Origin of the sequence: Grylomicrobium aquisgranense, from assembly GCF_033971865.1 — a bacterium.
Classification (GTDB): domain Bacteria; phylum Bacillota_I; class Bacilli_A; order Erysipelotrichales; family Erysipelotrichaceae; genus Bulleidia; species Bulleidia massiliensis.
This window is the reverse complement of sequence record NZ_JALBUR010000025.1, coordinates 1-14,987: the sequence shown is the minus strand read 5'-3', so window position 1 is coordinate 14,987 and position 14,987 is coordinate 1. Positions and strand designations below refer to the sequence as shown.

Annotated in this window: 15 protein-coding genes, 1 tRNA gene and 1 riboswitch; of the genes, 3 read left to right on the top strand and 13 right to left on the bottom strand. The window is 49.9% G+C overall.

The features are described 5' to 3' along the window. Positions 1-87: 87 nt before the first annotated feature. A riboswitch (Lysine riboswitch) is annotated at positions 88-256 on the bottom strand. A gap of 130 nt (positions 257-386) precedes the next feature. From ptsP to MOZ60_RS08765, 13 genes are all read right to left on the bottom strand, one after another. Continuing rightward, a complete protein-coding gene (gene ptsP, locus MOZ60_RS08825) occupies positions 387-2,096 on the bottom strand; it encodes a phosphoenolpyruvate--protein phosphotransferase (protein ID WP_370596401.1) in 1,710 nt (569 codons plus the stop codon). Next, the gene (locus MOZ60_RS08820) at positions 2,089-2,316 is read right to left on the bottom strand and encodes an acyl carrier protein (RefSeq protein ID WP_370596400.1); all 228 of its coding nucleotides are present in this window, start codon (positions 2,314-2,316) and stop codon (positions 2,089-2,091) included. Before MOZ60_RS08820 ends, ptsP begins: the two co-directional genes overlap by 8 nt. A gap of 49 nt (positions 2,317-2,365) precedes the next feature. Next, a complete protein-coding gene (locus MOZ60_RS08815) occupies positions 2,366-2,689 on the bottom strand; it encodes an MG284/MPN403 family protein (protein ID WP_277634597.1) in 324 nt (107 codons plus the stop codon). 180 nt (positions 2,690-2,869) lie between these two features. Then, positions 2,870-3,406, bottom strand: a complete 537-nt coding sequence (hpf, locus tag MOZ60_RS08810) for a ribosome hibernation-promoting factor, HPF/YfiA family (RefSeq protein WP_108774112.1) — start codon at positions 3,404-3,406, stop codon at positions 2,870-2,872. Positions 3,407-3,555: 149 nt separating this feature from the next. Beyond that, positions 3,556-5,058 carry a DUF2779 domain-containing protein gene (locus tag MOZ60_RS08805; RefSeq protein WP_370596399.1) on the bottom strand — a complete coding sequence of 501 codons (1,503 nt, stop codon included), beginning with the start codon at positions 5,056-5,058 and terminating at the stop codon, positions 3,556-3,558. A 99-nt stretch (positions 5,059-5,157) separates the two neighbouring features. Continuing rightward, positions 5,158-6,060, bottom strand: coding sequence for an ROK family protein (locus MOZ60_RS08800; protein WP_370596398.1), 903 nt, complete (start codon positions 6,058-6,060; stop codon positions 5,158-5,160). 16 nt (positions 6,061-6,076) lie between these two features. Further along, positions 6,077-7,378, bottom strand: a complete 1,302-nt coding sequence (gene rimO, locus MOZ60_RS08795) for a 30S ribosomal protein S12 methylthiotransferase RimO (RefSeq protein ID WP_370596397.1) — start codon at positions 7,376-7,378, stop codon at positions 6,077-6,079. Positions 7,379-7,453: 75 nt separating this feature from the next. Continuing rightward, positions 7,454-8,791 (bottom strand): C1 family peptidase, encoded by a 1,338-nt coding sequence (locus MOZ60_RS08790; RefSeq protein WP_370596396.1) that lies wholly within the window; start codon positions 8,789-8,791, stop codon positions 7,454-7,456. Between the two features lie 74 nt (positions 8,792-8,865). Further along, entirely contained in the window at positions 8,866-9,309 is a 444-nt protein-coding gene (locus MOZ60_RS08785) for a hypothetical protein (RefSeq protein ID WP_370596395.1), read from the bottom strand. Further along, a complete protein-coding gene (locus tag MOZ60_RS08780; RefSeq protein ID WP_108774118.1) occupies positions 9,296-9,703 on the bottom strand; it encodes a hypothetical protein in 408 nt (135 codons plus the stop codon). The genes MOZ60_RS08785 and MOZ60_RS08780 overlap by 14 nt, the downstream gene beginning before the upstream one ends. 88 nt (positions 9,704-9,791) lie before the next feature. Then, complete coding sequence (locus MOZ60_RS08775; protein ID WP_277634603.1) at positions 9,792-10,577, bottom strand: ABC transporter ATP-binding protein; 786 nt, start codon at positions 10,575-10,577, stop codon at positions 9,792-9,794. Next, the gene (locus MOZ60_RS08770) at positions 10,574-11,590 is read right to left on the bottom strand and encodes a FecCD family ABC transporter permease (RefSeq protein WP_370596394.1); all 1,017 of its coding nucleotides are present in this window, start codon (positions 11,588-11,590) and stop codon (positions 10,574-10,576) included. Before MOZ60_RS08770 ends, MOZ60_RS08775 begins: the two co-directional genes overlap by 4 nt. Further along, positions 11,590-12,738: an ABC transporter substrate-binding protein gene (locus MOZ60_RS08765; protein ID WP_370596393.1), complete on the bottom strand. Its 1,149-nt coding sequence runs from the start codon at positions 12,736-12,738 to the stop codon at positions 11,590-11,592. Before MOZ60_RS08765 ends, MOZ60_RS08770 begins: the two co-directional genes overlap by 1 nt. 207 nt (positions 12,739-12,945) lie before the next feature. Between MOZ60_RS08765 and MOZ60_RS08760 the strand changes: the two genes are divergently transcribed. The 3 genes from MOZ60_RS08760 to MOZ60_RS08750 all read left to right on the top strand — a co-directional run bounded on the left by MOZ60_RS08760 (position 12,946) and on the right by MOZ60_RS08750 (position 14,595). Continuing rightward, a complete protein-coding gene (locus tag MOZ60_RS08760) occupies positions 12,946-13,866 on the top strand; it encodes a PfkB family carbohydrate kinase (RefSeq protein WP_370596392.1) in 921 nt (306 codons plus the stop codon). Beyond that, a complete protein-coding gene (locus MOZ60_RS08755) occupies positions 13,854-14,432 on the top strand; it encodes an HAD domain-containing protein (RefSeq protein ID WP_370596391.1) in 579 nt (192 codons plus the stop codon). Before MOZ60_RS08760 ends, MOZ60_RS08755 begins: the two co-directional genes overlap by 13 nt. A 78-nt stretch (positions 14,433-14,510) precedes the next feature. Then, positions 14,511-14,595: transfer RNA gene (locus MOZ60_RS08750), tRNA-Leu, on the top strand. The last annotated feature ends 392 nt before the right edge of the window (positions 14,596-14,987 follow it).

The following is a 14,987-nucleotide window of genomic DNA, read 5'->3' as shown; positions in this document are numbered from 1 at the left end:
TGGCCGAAGCTGCAAATGAGGATAAAAAATGCCGGTTTGCAGTAACGCAAGCCGGTATTCATCGCATTCTCCCACTTGAAGGGACTACAATCCGATAGTTCTCCGCTTACGCGACAGTCATGCAGATGTTCTCTGTATGCCCAGATCAGAGTGCGCCGCTCTGTCTTCGGCAGTCTTTCCTTTCAGTCAGACACCCGGTATTGCGCATACCGCTTTGTGCCAGCCTACTCATTCCGACTGCGCCTCTATCCTGCTGTTGCAGTATTCAGTTTTGAAAGATTGTAACACTGTACGACAACGTGTCAATACAGTTTCAGAAACTTTTTTCTTTTCTAACATCAAAAAACCACACCGTTTCCAGTGTGGTCTTTGAACACATTGTTTAATTATGCACCAATGGTCTTCTTGACAAGTGCTTCTACTTCTTCTGCGGTATCCAGCTCTACTGCCTGGGCAGCCATCTTCTTCATTTCTTCATAGCTGAGAGCGTTGATCATCTTTCTTGCCCGCAGGATAGATGTAGCACTCATAGAGAACTCATCCAGACCTAGGCCAAGCAGTACCGGTGCAGCGATCTCATCGCCTGCCATCTCACCGCACATACCACACCACTTGCCATGCTTGTGGGCACCGTCGATGGTGTTCTTGACAAGACGCAGGATGGACGGGTTGAGCGGCTGGTACAGATAGGAGACAGCCTGGCTCATACGGTCAGCAGCCATGGAGTACTGGATCAGGTCGTTTGTGCCGATGGAGAAGAAATCAGCATACTTGGCCAGTTGGTCAGCCAGAACCGCTGCAGCCGGGATCTCGATCATGCAGCCGACTTCAACATCATCGCCGACCTTGACGCCTTCATTGATGAGCTTTGCTCTTTCTTCGTCATAGAGTGCTCTTGCTTCCTTGAATTCATTGACAGTCGCAATCATCGGGAACATGATGCACAGATGACCGAAGGCACTGGCTCTGAGCAGTGCGCGCAGCTGGGTGCGGAAGATGTCCTTTCTCTGCAGGCAGAAACGAATGGCACGCACACCGAGGAACGGATTCATTTCAGCCGGGAATGTATAATACTTCAGCTTCTTATCGCCGCCGATATCCAGTGTACGGATCACAACCGGCTTGCCGTTCATGCCTTCCAGAACCTGCTTGTATGCAGCAAACTGTGTATCTTCATCCGGGAAGTCGTTTTCACTCTTCATATAGAGGAATTCTGTTCTGAACAGACCGACGCCTTCGCCGCCATTGTTGAGAACACCTTCTACATCAGCCGGGGATCCAATGTTGCCAACCAGCAGAACCTTGCGGCCATCGGTGGAAACAGACGGCTTGTCCTTCATGGCTTTCAGAGCTTCCTTTTCCCTGCGGAAATCTTCAGCCTTCTGCTTGTAAGCAGCGATGACATCCTCACTCGGATTGACAATGACTTCACCCTTTAACGCATCCAGGATGATCGTGTCGCCATCCTGAACGGAATCCAGAATGCCCTTGACACCGACAACTGCCGGAATTTCCAGAGATCTTGCCATGATGGCAGAGTGGCTTGTACGGCCGCCCACTTCAGTAGCGAAGCCCTTGGCAAATTCCTTGTTCAAAGAACCGGTATCACTCGGGGTCAGATCTTCAGCAACGATGATGACCGGCTGATCCAGTGTAGACAGGTTCGGGATCTCCTTGCCGGCCAGGTTGCACTGCAGACGGAAGGAAACATCCTTGATATCAGCAGCTCTGCCCTTCATGTACTCATCATCCATGGCTTCAAACATGGCAACCATGTTATCGGAAACCGTCTTTGCAGCAAACTCGGCATTTTCCTTGTTGTTCTTGATTTCGTCTTCAATCATGGAACGGAAATCCGGATCGTTTGCCATCATCAGATGGGCATCAAAGATGGCAAGTTCCTCTTCCTTGAGATGCTTGCTGGCAACTTCCTTGATATGCTCAATGTCTGCAACGGTCTTCTTGAAGGCCGCATCCAGCTTCTTCAGTTCTTCTTCCGGATCTGCATCCTTCTTCTGAATATCCAGCACCGGCTGTACCAATTTGTAGGCTTTTGCAACGGCAATTCCCTGCGACGCAGCAATTCCTTTAAGCATTTGATTTCTCCTCCTTCAGGCATCGGTCAATCAGATCCATCACATCCTGCACGCATGTGCAGGAAAACATCGCCCCATTCGGAATGATAATGTCATACTCTGCTTCTGTATCAAGCAGGAAATCAACCATATCGCAGTTGTCCATCCCCAGTTCTGCAAACGTAGTATCGGGATGAACAGCAGTGTCTGTCTGATTGTATGGCATCAGTAATTCTGTCAACGCGGTCTGTTGTGACATGGACCATACCATACAAGAATATTAACACTCGTCAAATATGAAGGCAATGCAGGAATTCGCCGATTGCCTCCTTCCGTTTCCGGTAGAATGTCGTTCTGCTCCAGTAGCCAAGATACCAGTCTTTATCCTTCTTGTGCAGAAACTCCTCGTTGATGATCTGCCGGGTGGATGGTGAGCAGTCTGCCAGGGCACGCTCAATCAGACAGACATAGGAATGATCCGCTTCATAGATCAGCCTGCTTTCACTGATGCCTTCCATGCGGCAAAGATCAAGCCGCATCAGAGAACGGCGGTAATTGCGGGCAAGATACGCCATCATGATTTCCGCCTCCGGTTTCCGCTTTTTCTCACCCATGGCCGTCTCCGTTTTGATATGCCCCATTGTTTTCCCTATTCATCATTGATAACCTCCTGAGGGGATGATATCAGCGTGCTTTTGCAAAGAGAAAGAGCTTCCGCCATCTCTGGAGCAGCATCTTTTGCCACTTCCAGAAGGCATAGAAAAAGGAAGACGCATGCGTCTTCCTGAAAAAACTCATTTGCTGTTATCTACCTCAATGAGGCCATACTTGCCATCATTGCGGCGGTAGGCAACGGAAATCTTGCCGGTTTCCTCATCTGTGTAGATGTAGAAATCATGGTTGGACAGTTCCATCTGCAGAATCGCATCATCCAGATCCATTTCATCCGCTGTGATAGCCTTTGTCTTGACGAGTACTTCCTGCTGCTCTTCGTTCTGTTCATCCTCCTGGGCAAACGCAACAGCAAGGTTTTCCTTGTGGCGTCTGGACAGACGCGTCTTCTGCCTTCTGATCTGATCTTCCAGCTTGTCAATTGCTCTGTCAACCGCTGCATAGAAGTCATCATCCACAACTTCTGTACGCAGAATACCAACCTTTGTCGGGATGGTTACCTCAACTTTCTGTCCCTTCGGATACACCCTTGCAACGACTCTTGCAATTGTGTTGGGATCAATCAGAAGATACTTATCGAGTGTCGAAAGCTTCTTCTCGATCTGTTCCCTCATCGCCGGGGTTACCGAAACATTCTTACCAATAATTTCAAACCGCATATATGACACCTCCTGTCTATTGACGTATAGCGGTGCGCATGGCTTTTAATGATGATCTTGATATTTCCCTCTCTGCTTTTATTATAGCCGCCATGCCTTTTCTTGGAAAGAGTATGCCTGCATTGCCGCCGTCAATTTTCAGAAATTGTCTATCCTTCTTTCACAATTTTTTTCAGCCAGTTATAGACCACAATCATGGCATAGGAATCCATGCCGCAGTATTTCTTCAGGCCGTCAATGATGTCCTGGTCATTGGCACCATGTTCCTCATGATCCAGATGGCGCCATTGGGATACAGCTTCCATGCCCTGATTGATTGCCAGATCGTTGTAGCTCTTATCGTTCATCATAGCCATGATCTTTTTCAAAGACCACTGGCCGCCCATGCGCACATCATAGACCGTTCCCGTCACAAATGGCAGCTGCAGATCTTCCAGTCTTGCGGCAATGTCCAGCAGTCTGTCTGCGTATTGCGGAAAGTCATGGGCAAGTTCCTGCAGGCGGATCTTTTCTGCGGCATCCGCATTGTAGGCAAGCACGGTTCCCTCCTGTGGGATATCCTGCAGCAGTCCCTCCACCATCGCTTTTCTGTCATCATGGATGCCAAGAAAGACATTGTGGCGGATACTGCCATCGGTATCCTGCACATGGACACTGTATTCAAAGGGCAGCACATCATAAGGACGCATGCCTTCATAGGGCGGAATGGCAAAACGCTCCCATTCAAAGTCAAGGTATGTAATGGGTGTATGGATGCGTGACAGCCATGTGGAAAGGGCTGCCTTGTCAACAAACAGACCGCCGTTCTTGTCGGCAAGAATCTGGGCATACTGCATACGGGTGCCTTCAATCCGTTCCACATCCGCATCACGCAGCCTTATCCTGCCTTCTTTTTCCATGTCGTATTTATACCTGGCAGCTGACAAAGTCAGGATTGAATGATCAGGAATTTCTTTTTCATGCGGAAAGCAGATGTCATAGTAGCGGCACTTGGTTCTGCCATTGCATTTGGAAGTATGTACCGGAGCGCCCGCTGTTTGAAAGGTGCAGGCATCCATGCCATCCAGCAATGGTTTCAGATCCCGCGCATGGGCGTAAATCTGTTCTTTAACCGGTTTGGTTGGATTGTGGCTGATATTATAAAAGCAGTCACTGATGATAAACAGTTTGTCAGGATCCAGATCTCCATGGCGGACATAGTCAGGATTCAGATGGATGACATACATCTGCCTGAGTGAAATGTTGTTATGTTCCAATACCCAGACCATGGCTGTATAGAACAGCATATCATCTGCCATGGGATACAGGCCTGTGTAAACAAAGTACAGATCCCAGCCATCCCCATTCCGGTGCAGAAATGGTGCTTTGACCCGCAGGCGGTCATAGACAAATCTTGCCTTGATCAGCCAGTCATGATCTTTCATGGCCGCAAGTGCCAGAGAGGGATCGTCTCCCTTCTGTCCGATAAAAGCTTTCTCTTCATGGATGCCGAGTTTTCTGGCAGCGATATCGCTGACCTGCATATCCAGGCGCACAAAAGGAATGAATGCCGTCTTCGCAGCACCTGGCTGGTCTCTTTCCTGCCGGTCACGCAGGAAGAGGTGCGGACAGCGGGCATATTTTTTTACATCAGAAATATGGTAAATATTCATGTCAATCCCGTCGGCTATTGTAACACACAGATGTATATGCCACAAAAATGAAAACAGCAGTCCTGCATGGGACTGCTGCATCAATCATCGCATCAAGAATTATAAACCTGCGGATTTTGGCAGCATCGCAGCACCGATGATGCCAGGCTCATCCAGCTTGGAAATCACAAACGGTGTATCACGCAGTGCTTCATGAGAGAACTTCTTGTAGTTCTCAATGATGCCCGGCAGGAACTTGTCAGCACTCTTCATCATGCCGCCGCCCAGGACATAGATATCCGGGTCACAGACACAGCCGACCGTCGCAAAGAACTGACCCATGTCTTCTTCCATGGTCTTCACAATTTCCTGTGCCTTCTCATTGCCGCTGGCAGCCAGATCAAACACAGCACCAGCATGCGGAATGGCATCGCTGCCAAAGACAGCTCTGCCTTTGCGTGTGATGGCTGTACCGGAGCATTCATTTTCAACCGCACCGGCATTGAGGTAGTTTACCTTCTCACGGTCGCGGTCAATGATGATGTTGGCAACTTCACCGCCAAAGCCATGCTTGCCAGAGACAGTCCTGCCATTGACGATCAAGGCACCGCCGATGCCGGTGGACATGGTCAGATAGAAGACCGTCGAGTAGCCTTTGCCGGCACCAACAAGTGCTTCAGCAAGACCGGCAACGTTGGCATCGTTGTCAAGGAATGCAGGCATGCCGAACTGTTTCTGCATTTCACTTGCGAATGGATAGCCGGCAAAGCCAGGCAGGTTGGTGGACAGCACCATGGATCCGGCTTTTGTATCTACCGGGCCCGGTACACCGACGCCAATGCCTTCTGCTTCATTCCAGTCCGGAATTTCACGAACCATTTCTTCCAGATTTGCCATGACCTTGGCCGGACCTTCCTGACCATAGGACGGTCCCTTTACCTGAGCCAGCACCTTGCCAGTTTCATCAACCCTGGCAACTCTGACATTGGTTCCTCCAAGATCAATACCGATATAGGTTTTCATGATATTTCCTCCCGTATTATGCGGCTTCCTCTCCAATGAGATTCTGTCCGCTTACTCTTGTTAATTTTACCATAACAAATGCACCTGGCACATATTCTTTCGCAGAGCGGAAACGAATCGTGCCATCCACATTGTCCGGGGCAAATTCTTTACTGCGTCCCAGGTACATGCCAGTTAAAGGATCTTTTCTTTCCACCAGCACTTCTACAGTACGGCCGATCCGTTCAGTCAGCAGTGCCCTGCCGATTTCTTCCTGTGCGTCCAGAATCTCCTGGCGGCGGCGCATCTTTTCCTCCTGGGGCACATCATCCACCATCAGGGCAGCCGGTGTATTTTCTTCCTGCGAGAACGTAAAGACGCCAAGGCGGTCAAAACGCACCTGCCGGATCATGTCCAGTGTCTCCTGGTGATCTGCTTCCGTTTCACCCGGGAAGCCGGAGATCAGCGTTGTGCGCAGAATGGCATGTGGGAACGCTTCCCGCAGATCATGGGTCAGATCCAGAATCTTCTGTCTGCTTGTCTTGCGGCGCATAGCGTGCAGGACATGGTCTGAGCCGGACTGGCTGGGAATATCGAAGTATGGCACGATGTGACGGCACTGCTTCATGACTTCAATCAGATGATCCGGGATTTCATCCGGGTAGAGATACAGCATGCGGATCCAGTGAATGCCTTCAATGGCATCCAGCTGCTGCAACAGCTCAGGCAGATGGAGCTGATGGTCAAAGTCATAGCCATAGCGGGAACAATCCTGGGCAACCAGGGTGATCTCCTTGACGCCATTGGCAGCAAGCCTCTCTGCCTCGGAAAGGATGTCTTCCATGGGGCGGCTGTGCAGTCTGCCGCGGATGCCGGGAATGGCACAGAAGGCGCACTGGTTGTCACAGCCATCCGCAATCTGCAGGTAGGCCATCCATGGCTTGCCTGACAGTACCCGGGGCACCAGGCCGTAATTATTGGCAATCGGAACACCGAGTGTCTGGGTCAGAATCGAGCCCAGAGATGGATATTCATCGATGGAGATGACACGGTCCACTTCCGGCAGCTCCTTCTCCAGCTGCGGCTTGTAGCGTTTGGCAAGGCATCCCATCACGATCAGTTTCTGCAGATGTCTCTGCTTGAGATCCGCCATTTCCAGAATGGTATCAATGGCTTCTGTCTTGGCACTTTCAATAAAGCCGCATGTATTGATGATGATGGCATCTGCCTCTTCATAGCTTGTCGTAATCTCCTGATGAGAAAACTTCAGCATGCCCAGCAGATTCTCTGTATCCACCAGATTCTTGGCACAGCCAAGTGAAATAACTCCAATTTTCATATCACAATCCTCGCGGTATTTCATTTTATCTGCAGAAAGAGAAAAAGAAAACCCTGCTTTGTGCAGGGTTCGCTGTTAATCAGCGAGTGTTCCAAATGGATCCCATGGGGAAAGAACCACAGGTTCTTCCTTCAGTGCTTCCTGATTTTCCTTGGAGAGGTATTTCTTTTCAATGGCTGCCACATAAACATACTTGTCAAACCAGGAATCACTGGCAATGAAGTATCCTTTGTTGGCTGTCTTATCACCCCAGGAGTTTTCAATCTTCCATCTGTCCGGCTGGCCGTTTTCATCCAGATTGACGCCGGTAATGACCATGGCATGGTTCATGGCACTCTGTCTGTAGTCCAGCATATCTTCCTTGCTCATGTCGAGGTTCATGTCAAAAGTATTGGCATAGTCATACTGCCTGTCATCCCAGAGGCCGCTTTCACGGTCGCCATCCTTACCGCAGTCACAGCCAAACCATACCGGCTGGCCGTCTTCCAGCATATCGATGATGCCCTGCTTGAGTTCATCCATCGGCACATTCAGCAGTCTGACCGGGCTGCCGTCTGCGACGTTGCCAAGATACTTGACAGTATAGACATGATGGTATGGCTTGTCAGCAGTCGGTCCATTGATCACACTGATGAAGTCTTCCAGATCCTCGCCGAGATACTTCTGATAGAACTGAAGCGGCGTGACATGGTAGCTGACATGATATTCATCCTTGCTGTCACGGTAAGCAAACGTGAATTCCTTCGGCGGTAAGCCAAAGCAGTCTGCCAGCAGGCCATAGATCTCAGAAAGTGCCTGTTCATGCAGGGCATTCACCTTGTCCCTGTCACCGTCTGCGGCTGCCCTTCTGGCGTCAGCCGCAAATCTGCGCAGACGCTGGTTGAGAATGCCATTCATATTTCTTGTATGGGAAGAAGAATACGTCTCCTTCATAGCATCCTTCGGGCAGAGTCCATACTTTCTGACAATGGACACAAGCATGTTCCACTGACCGCCGTCACCCACGGCAAAGTCCAGAAGATAACGAAGTTCCGGACTGTTGAGATCACTGTCCAGTTCATTCTCCACGCAGCCCATGAACCAGTTGGCTTTTTCCAGCTTGTCATAGAAAGCGATGAAGTTCTGGGACAGTTCAAACTCCTTGATGTCATACTTATGGCCGATCTTTTCACGCAGAACATTCATTGCAGAGAAAATCCAGCAGCGTCCGGACTGCAGCTGGTTGGTTACCGGCATGGTCTTCAGATCGACGGAAAAGATATTGGGATTGGCATTTTCAGCCTCAAAGACGCGGCTGATGGTGCTGACATCATTCTTGACAAGGGCATTTCTGACAACTCTTGCCTTATCGTTTTCTGTGTACGCATGACGCATAGATGCAAGTGCACTTTCACTGATTGATTTCATTGACATGATTCCTGTTTCCTTCCACGAAACAGATCTCCTCTCTAATTTCAGCAGTGCTGATACAAAGAAGTTTACTCTTTTTAACTGTCAATGCCAACTGGCAGCTCTTCTGCTTTCAGCATGCCCTGTTCAAACAGGTAAACAATGCTGCGGTAACAGCGGCGGAAGGCCGCATCCCTGCTCATGCCCAGATTTTCAGCGGCCTGTTGCCATGTCATATGATCGATGTACACCTGCCACAGCAGACAGGCGGCGGATGCATCAATCATGGACATCATGCTTTCAAAGGTATCCATCTGCCGCATGCATTCCGAAATCTTCTGCTGATTAACCGCATTTTTCTCAATCCACAGCAGCGGATCATACGTTCTGAAACCCTGTCGTTCAAAGCGCACCGCATGCACGCCGCTGGCCCGGTAGGCAATTTCTTTTTTCTGCTGCTGCAGAATATGAACTCTCTGCACAGCATCCCGATAGCGCTGCACTGCCTTGCGGAACTGTCTGTTTGCCTCATTCTGCCTCATATGCAAAGGCATCCTCCATCCACGTATGAATACTGCGCTGCATCGTCCGCAGACAAATGCCGTATTCTTCCGACAGCACCTTCTGCTTTTCTCTTTCCACATACTGCAGAAAAACAATCTGCCTGGCAATCAGGCCATGTTTTTTCTCAATGCCATCCAGCACCTGCTCCACCTTGGACATCTGCCGGCGCAGATACATATACTGCCGCCAGATTTCAGCCTGTGCTTTTCCGTGCTGATAACCTGCATCCTGCACCTGATCCCCGCACAGCCACGGATATCTTTTCTCCAGCTGCTGCACCCACTTCCGGCAGATGTCATAGGATGCCGCCTGCCGCTTGAAATCCTTTACCTTGTTGGCTACATACGCCTGATTGATCTCACTTCTGTTCATATTCGCCTCCTGCTTCTCTATAGGCGGCAATGACGCAGATTCCCTGAAGAAAAAAAACAGACAGGAAATTTTTCCCATCTGTGTGCTGTCATCTGATATTGGTTGGAATCATGGCCTGATACTCTTTGCCGTCCTGTGATGCATGGGCGATCACAACCCTGACGCCAAAAGCTTCTTCCATGTTTTCCTTCGTCAGGATTTCTCCCACGGGGCCATAGAGCGCTCTGCCATCCTTATGCAGCAGCAGTGTCTGATCACTGATCGACAAAGCATGGTCAGGATAGTGCGTATTGAACACGATCAGCAATCCCTTCTCATGGGCAAGCTTCTGCAGCAGCCGCATGATGACAAGCTGATTGCTCAGATCCAGGCCGGTTTCCGGTTCATCCAGAACAAGGATCTTCGGATTGGCTGCCAATGCTCTGGCAATCAGCACCAGCTGCAGTTCTCCGCCGCTGATCTGTCCGCAGGATTTGCCGGCAAGATGCGTAATGCCGGCCATTTCCATGGCTTTTTCTGCCTCTGCTTCATCTGTTTTCCCTGGTGAAGCAAACATGCCAAGATACATACTGCGGCCCAGCAGAACAGTTTCTTTGACCGTATAGGGAAACGCCTGGCTGTGTGCCTGCGGCACATAGGCAAAGGTCTGCCAGAACTGCCTGGCATGCAGCTGATCTGCCGGTTTGTCATCCAGCAGAACCTTTCCCTGCCATTTCAGAAATCCCAGGATGCATTTCAGCAGCGTCGTCTTGCCAGCACCATTAGGGCCGAGAATCGATACAATCTGTCCTGATTCTGCAGAGAAATGAATATTCCGCAGGATCGGATGATCCTTTTCATAAGCAAAACTGCCATCTTTGATCATCAGTTTCATGAGACAATGCCCCCTGTCTTTTTCAGCAGGAAGATGAACAGCGGTGCCCCGATCAGGCTGGTCAGGATCGAGACCGGAATTTCAGCAGCAGTCAGTGTGCGTGCCACGGTATCTGTGATTAGCATGAACAAGGCCCCAAAGACAATCGAGCCTGGAATCATGCGGGCATTGTTGTTGCCAAACAGCATCCGGCACATGTGCGGGATCAAAAGTCCTACCCAGCCGATCAGTCCGCATCCTGCCACAATGCTGGCAGTAACACCGGCTGAAGCCAGAATAACAAGTCCTCTTGTCAATGGCAGATTGATCCCAAGGCTTTTTGCCTCTTCTTCCGGCAGAGACAGTGTGTTCAGGCGGTTTCGCATCAGAAACAGCAGAATTGTTCCAGATGCAAGGAGTGGTGAAAGCAGCCGGAGTGAGCGGACCGTGATCCCGGAGAAGCTGCCCATCAGCCAGAAGGTAATCGATGGCAGTACATCGTTTGGATCGGCGATGTATTTGACAAAGGATACCATGGCATTGAACAGTGAGGAGATCACCAGGCCTGCCAGAACAACCATGATCATGGTGCTGCTGGTATTGTTTCTGGAGCGGCCGACAAGGAAAACAAGCAGAACTGCTCCGATGCCTGCCAGCATCGCCAGCATTTCGATGCCGGCGCTGTTCATGCCAAGCAGAATGCCCAGGGCAGCACCGAAGCTGGCACCGGATGCGGTGCCTAATGTATCAGGCGTGGCAAGGGGATTGGCAAACAGGGACTGGAAGGCAGCACCGGATGCCCCCAGGCCTGCCCCTGCCAGCATGCTGAAGAAGATTCTGGGCAGGCGCAGGTTCAGGATCACCTTTTCAGCATTGGCAAGCTGCGAGCCATGTCCCATCAGAATGGAAATCACATCCTTGATGGGAACATGGTACTGACCGGTGCCAAGAGCGATGCAGGTACAGATCACCAGCAGCACAATACCAGCTGCCATGATCCACGGATACGTTTTCCTTCCGTCCTGTTTCAGCATCAGTTCCAGCTGCCGGCGTCACGGTTTGGTGTATACATGGCAGAAATCTGATCGTCTGTCAGTGTCACGCCAAACAGCTTGTTGTAGTAATCCTTGACATCAGAAGCCACATCCACATCAGAGAACAGATCCGGATAGACAGCCTGGGCAAGCCATTCCAGTGTCAATGGTGTATCAATACCAGGTGTATAGGTGCGGTAAACGCCGAGCGGCATCTTGTAGACGCGCTTGTCCTGGACAGCCTTGACGCTGGACCAGTCGTCAGAACCAATCGCATTGTTATACAGATCATCCGGTGTTGTCTTGGTGAAGTTGGTGATGATGATGACATCCGGGTTCCATTCATAGACCTGTTCCATCGTGATCTTGGCATTCATATTATCTGCCGGTACATCCTGGGCAACGTTGGCGGCCCCAACGGCATCACACCACCACTGGCCGAAGAACTTGGAAGAAGAAGTCACCATGGCTGTATCGTCATACTGGTACAGGAACAGAACTTTCTGCTTGTCGGTGACATCCTTGACCTTGTCCTGAACCTCATTGTAGACCTGGCTGGCATAATCGCCTGCCTGCGTGCCGCGCTTGCCGGCATAATCCGGATAAATCTGATCCAGCAGAGACATCCATTCCTGATAGGTCTTGATGGCATCATAGCTGAACTTGGTAGCAGAGATGCCTACAGCGGTCAGACCCGCATCTTCTAGCTGCTGCGCTTCATCCTTTTTGGCAGCGTTGTAGAAAACAACATCCGGCTGCAGAGCCGCAAGAGCTTCCATGTTGACATCATCACCATTCATGATATCCGTGTTCACGTTGAGAATATCCGGATACAGCTGGCTGAGAATGCCTGCCTTGGCCGCATTCATGGATACCGGCTCCATGGCAACAATGGAATCTGCACTGTTCAGGTACACAGTCAGCAGAGAAGGCAGCGGATAAATATCAAGGATCGCTACTTTCTCAGGATCCGTTGGCACCGTAACCGTACGGTCCGCATGGTCAGTGATGGTTACTTCAGCAGGAATTGCGGAAGCAGAAGCACTGGCAGAGGCACTTGCCGTTGTCTTGGCAGTACTGACTGTTCCACAGCCAGCCAGCATCGTCACTGCCAGTACGATGCTGCAAATCCGTTTCATGAGTTTCATTTCTACTCTCCCATCTCAAGTCTGAAAAGGCTCTTCTGCATGCCAAAGAGGCAGAAGAGCCATTGCTTGCTGGATTCTATCTCTTCTGACGCAGATTTCTCTTTGCCATCAGATCTTGCAGTCCTATTATACGTTGAAACCGCAGAAAGAAAAGCCGCACACCTTGGAGAAAGAATGAAACTGCTATAATGAACACGGAGGAATCATATGAAGAAAATACTTGCGGCGGCAGCTGTGACATGTGATCTGCGCGGCCACGTTCATCAGCTGCCAAAAGGAAATGAGGATATTGAACCTGTTTCTTTAAGCCAGCGTCTTGGCGGGGCAGGCACATATATGGGCCGGGTATGGAATGGCCTGCATCTGCCCTATGAACTGCTGGCATGTGCCGGCAGCGGTGTCTATGGCGATGCGGTAAAGCAGATGGCAGAGAAAGAACAACTGCCGCTGATGCATGAGAGTGATGACATTCAGGGCTGCACCTATCATCTGATTGATGATCAGGGCAGACAGGCAGAAATGGATGTGCCCGGGGCGGAATACAGTTTTGATGAAGACTGGATGGCCTATGAAGACAGCAAAGATTACAACAGTCTGGTGCTGGCAGATGATCTGTTAAGCGGGCCGGATGCGGACACCATGCTGGAAACACTGAGCTGGCTGGAATGTCCTGTCTTCTTGAATGCCTCGGCTGGCTTAGACAAGATGGACAAAGATATTCTGGCATCGGTTCTGGGCATGAAGCCGATGGTATTTCTGCCGGCAGCAGATCTTCTGGCATGGGCAGGCACAGGCAGTGATATTGCCAAAGCCGCAAAATTGCTGCAGAAAGAAACAGATGCCCCAGTGATTGTCTATACCGGAAAAGAAGGCCTGTATGTGGAGGATGGCAGCCAGCAGCTGCGCACACCGGATGAGGATGAAATGGCATCCTGGAACCAGGAACAGCTCGATACATGTGCGGCGGCATTTGCTGCTGCAATGGCAAGTGGTTCGGATCTGCGTAATGCCGTCATGTTTGCGCGTGATCTCACCCTGCGCTTTGTCAAAAACAAGGGTGTCATGAAAGAATTTGACTGGCAGGAACAAAAGCAGCGCCTGGTGCATATACTGACATGGAAAGCCTAGACACCCTGAAGCTGATGCATGCCTTGCACCAGTGTGAAAGAACTGCTGCCCATAACAGACAAAACGGGAGATCAAAGATTTATGCCTTCCTGGACTTTGACGGTGTCATCAATGTCTTTTATCCACCTGGTTCACCCCAATATGAACACCTGGTTGAATTAAGCAAACAGAATGTCCCCTTCCAGTTTTCAGATGAAGACTGCCTGAACAGATTATCCTCACTCTGTCTGGACTATGATATCAATCTGATCATTTCTTCCTCATGGCGTTATTCCGGTCTTGCTTATTGCCAGGATTATCTGGTCAAAGGCGGCCTGGATCAGAATGTCAAAGTCACCGGCATGACATCCGATGTCATTGGTAAAACCCGGGAAGAACTCATCCTGCAGTATCTGCAGGAACATCCGGATTACAGCGGTTTTCTGATTCTGGATGATATGTCCATGCCGCATCTGTACAAATATCTTGTACATTGTGATTCCATGCATGGCTATGATGAAAAACAGGACGAAAAAGCACGGCAGATTCTGCAGGATCAACGCCTTTTCCCGATAACGCAAAAGTAAGATTTACAAATCTCTGACAAGAAATTTGAAAAAAGTACTGGACATTGATTCAGGGCTATCGTATAATAGCGGAGCAATGCGGATATGGCGGAACTGGTAGACGCGCTGATTTCAGGTGTCAGTGGGGAGACTCGTGCAGATTCGAATTCTGTTATCCGCACCATAAAGAAGTCCTCGGAAGAGGGCTTTTTTAGTTTGAATAATAAAAGGATACAGTACCAGTAATAATGTCCTTGTCAGGCTGAGAGATTAAATAGCAAAAAATAGAGTAGCCCAATCATATTCTTATCCGAATTGGATTTCATTATGCATTGGCCAACAGTCTTGTCATCTCTCCTCCTATCCATTATCTCTTTTCTTCGGCGGTCTGAATACCTTTCTCATATTCCTCCGATGAGTTCTCCCTCGTTTTAGTGGCACGAGTTGCCAATAGGGTAGAGTGAGCCGCGTTAGCGGCTCGACCCTCCCGTTGCACCGTACGTACGGTTTTCCGTATACGGCGCTACGTTTGTATTTACTTACGATTATTGAGGTAGTATTCCAACGGGTTGACCA

Excerpts from the sequence above, each read along its gene's own strand:
- MOZ60_RS08760 (WP_370596392.1), top strand. The coding sequence starts at position 12,946 with ATGAAGAAAATACTTGCGGCGGCAGCTGTGACATGTGATCTGCGCGGC.
- MOZ60_RS08765 (WP_370596393.1), bottom strand. The coding sequence starts at position 12,738 with ATGAAACTCATGAAACGGATTTGCAGCATCGTACTGGCAGTGACGATG.
- MOZ60_RS08805 (WP_370596399.1), bottom strand. The coding sequence starts at position 5,058 with ATGAATATTTACCATATTTCTGATGTAAAAAAATATGCCCGCTGTCCG.
- ptsP (WP_370596401.1), bottom strand. The coding sequence starts at position 2,096 with ATGCTTAAAGGAATTGCTGCGTCGCAGGGAATTGCCGTTGCAAAAGCC.
- MOZ60_RS08800 (WP_370596398.1), bottom strand. The coding sequence starts at position 6,060 with ATGAAAACCTATATCGGTATTGATCTTGGAGGAACCAATGTCAGAGTT.
- MOZ60_RS08815 (WP_277634597.1), bottom strand. The coding sequence starts at position 2,689 with ATGGGTGAGAAAAAGCGGAAACCGGAGGCGGAAATCATGATGGCGTAT.
- MOZ60_RS08785 (WP_370596395.1), bottom strand. The coding sequence starts at position 9,309 with ATGAGGCAGAATGAGGCAAACAGACAGTTCCGCAAGGCAGTGCAGCGC.
- MOZ60_RS08755 (WP_370596391.1), top strand. The coding sequence starts at position 13,854 with ATGGAAAGCCTAGACACCCTGAAGCTGATGCATGCCTTGCACCAGTGT.
- hpf (WP_108774112.1), bottom strand. The coding sequence starts at position 3,406 with ATGCGGTTTGAAATTATTGGTAAGAATGTTTCGGTAACCCCGGCGATG.
- MOZ60_RS08780 (WP_108774118.1), bottom strand. The coding sequence starts at position 9,703 with ATGAACAGAAGTGAGATCAATCAGGCGTATGTAGCCAACAAGGTAAAG.
- rimO (WP_370596397.1), bottom strand. The coding sequence starts at position 7,378 with ATGAAAATTGGAGTTATTTCACTTGGCTGTGCCAAGAATCTGGTGGAT.
- MOZ60_RS08790 (WP_370596396.1), bottom strand. The coding sequence starts at position 8,791 with ATGTCAATGAAATCAATCAGTGAAAGTGCACTTGCATCTATGCGTCAT.
- MOZ60_RS08775 (WP_277634603.1), bottom strand. The coding sequence starts at position 10,577 with ATGAAACTGATGATCAAAGATGGCAGTTTTGCTTATGAAAAGGATCAT.
- MOZ60_RS08770 (WP_370596394.1), bottom strand. The coding sequence starts at position 11,590 with ATGCTGAAACAGGACGGAAGGAAAACGTATCCGTGGATCATGGCAGCT.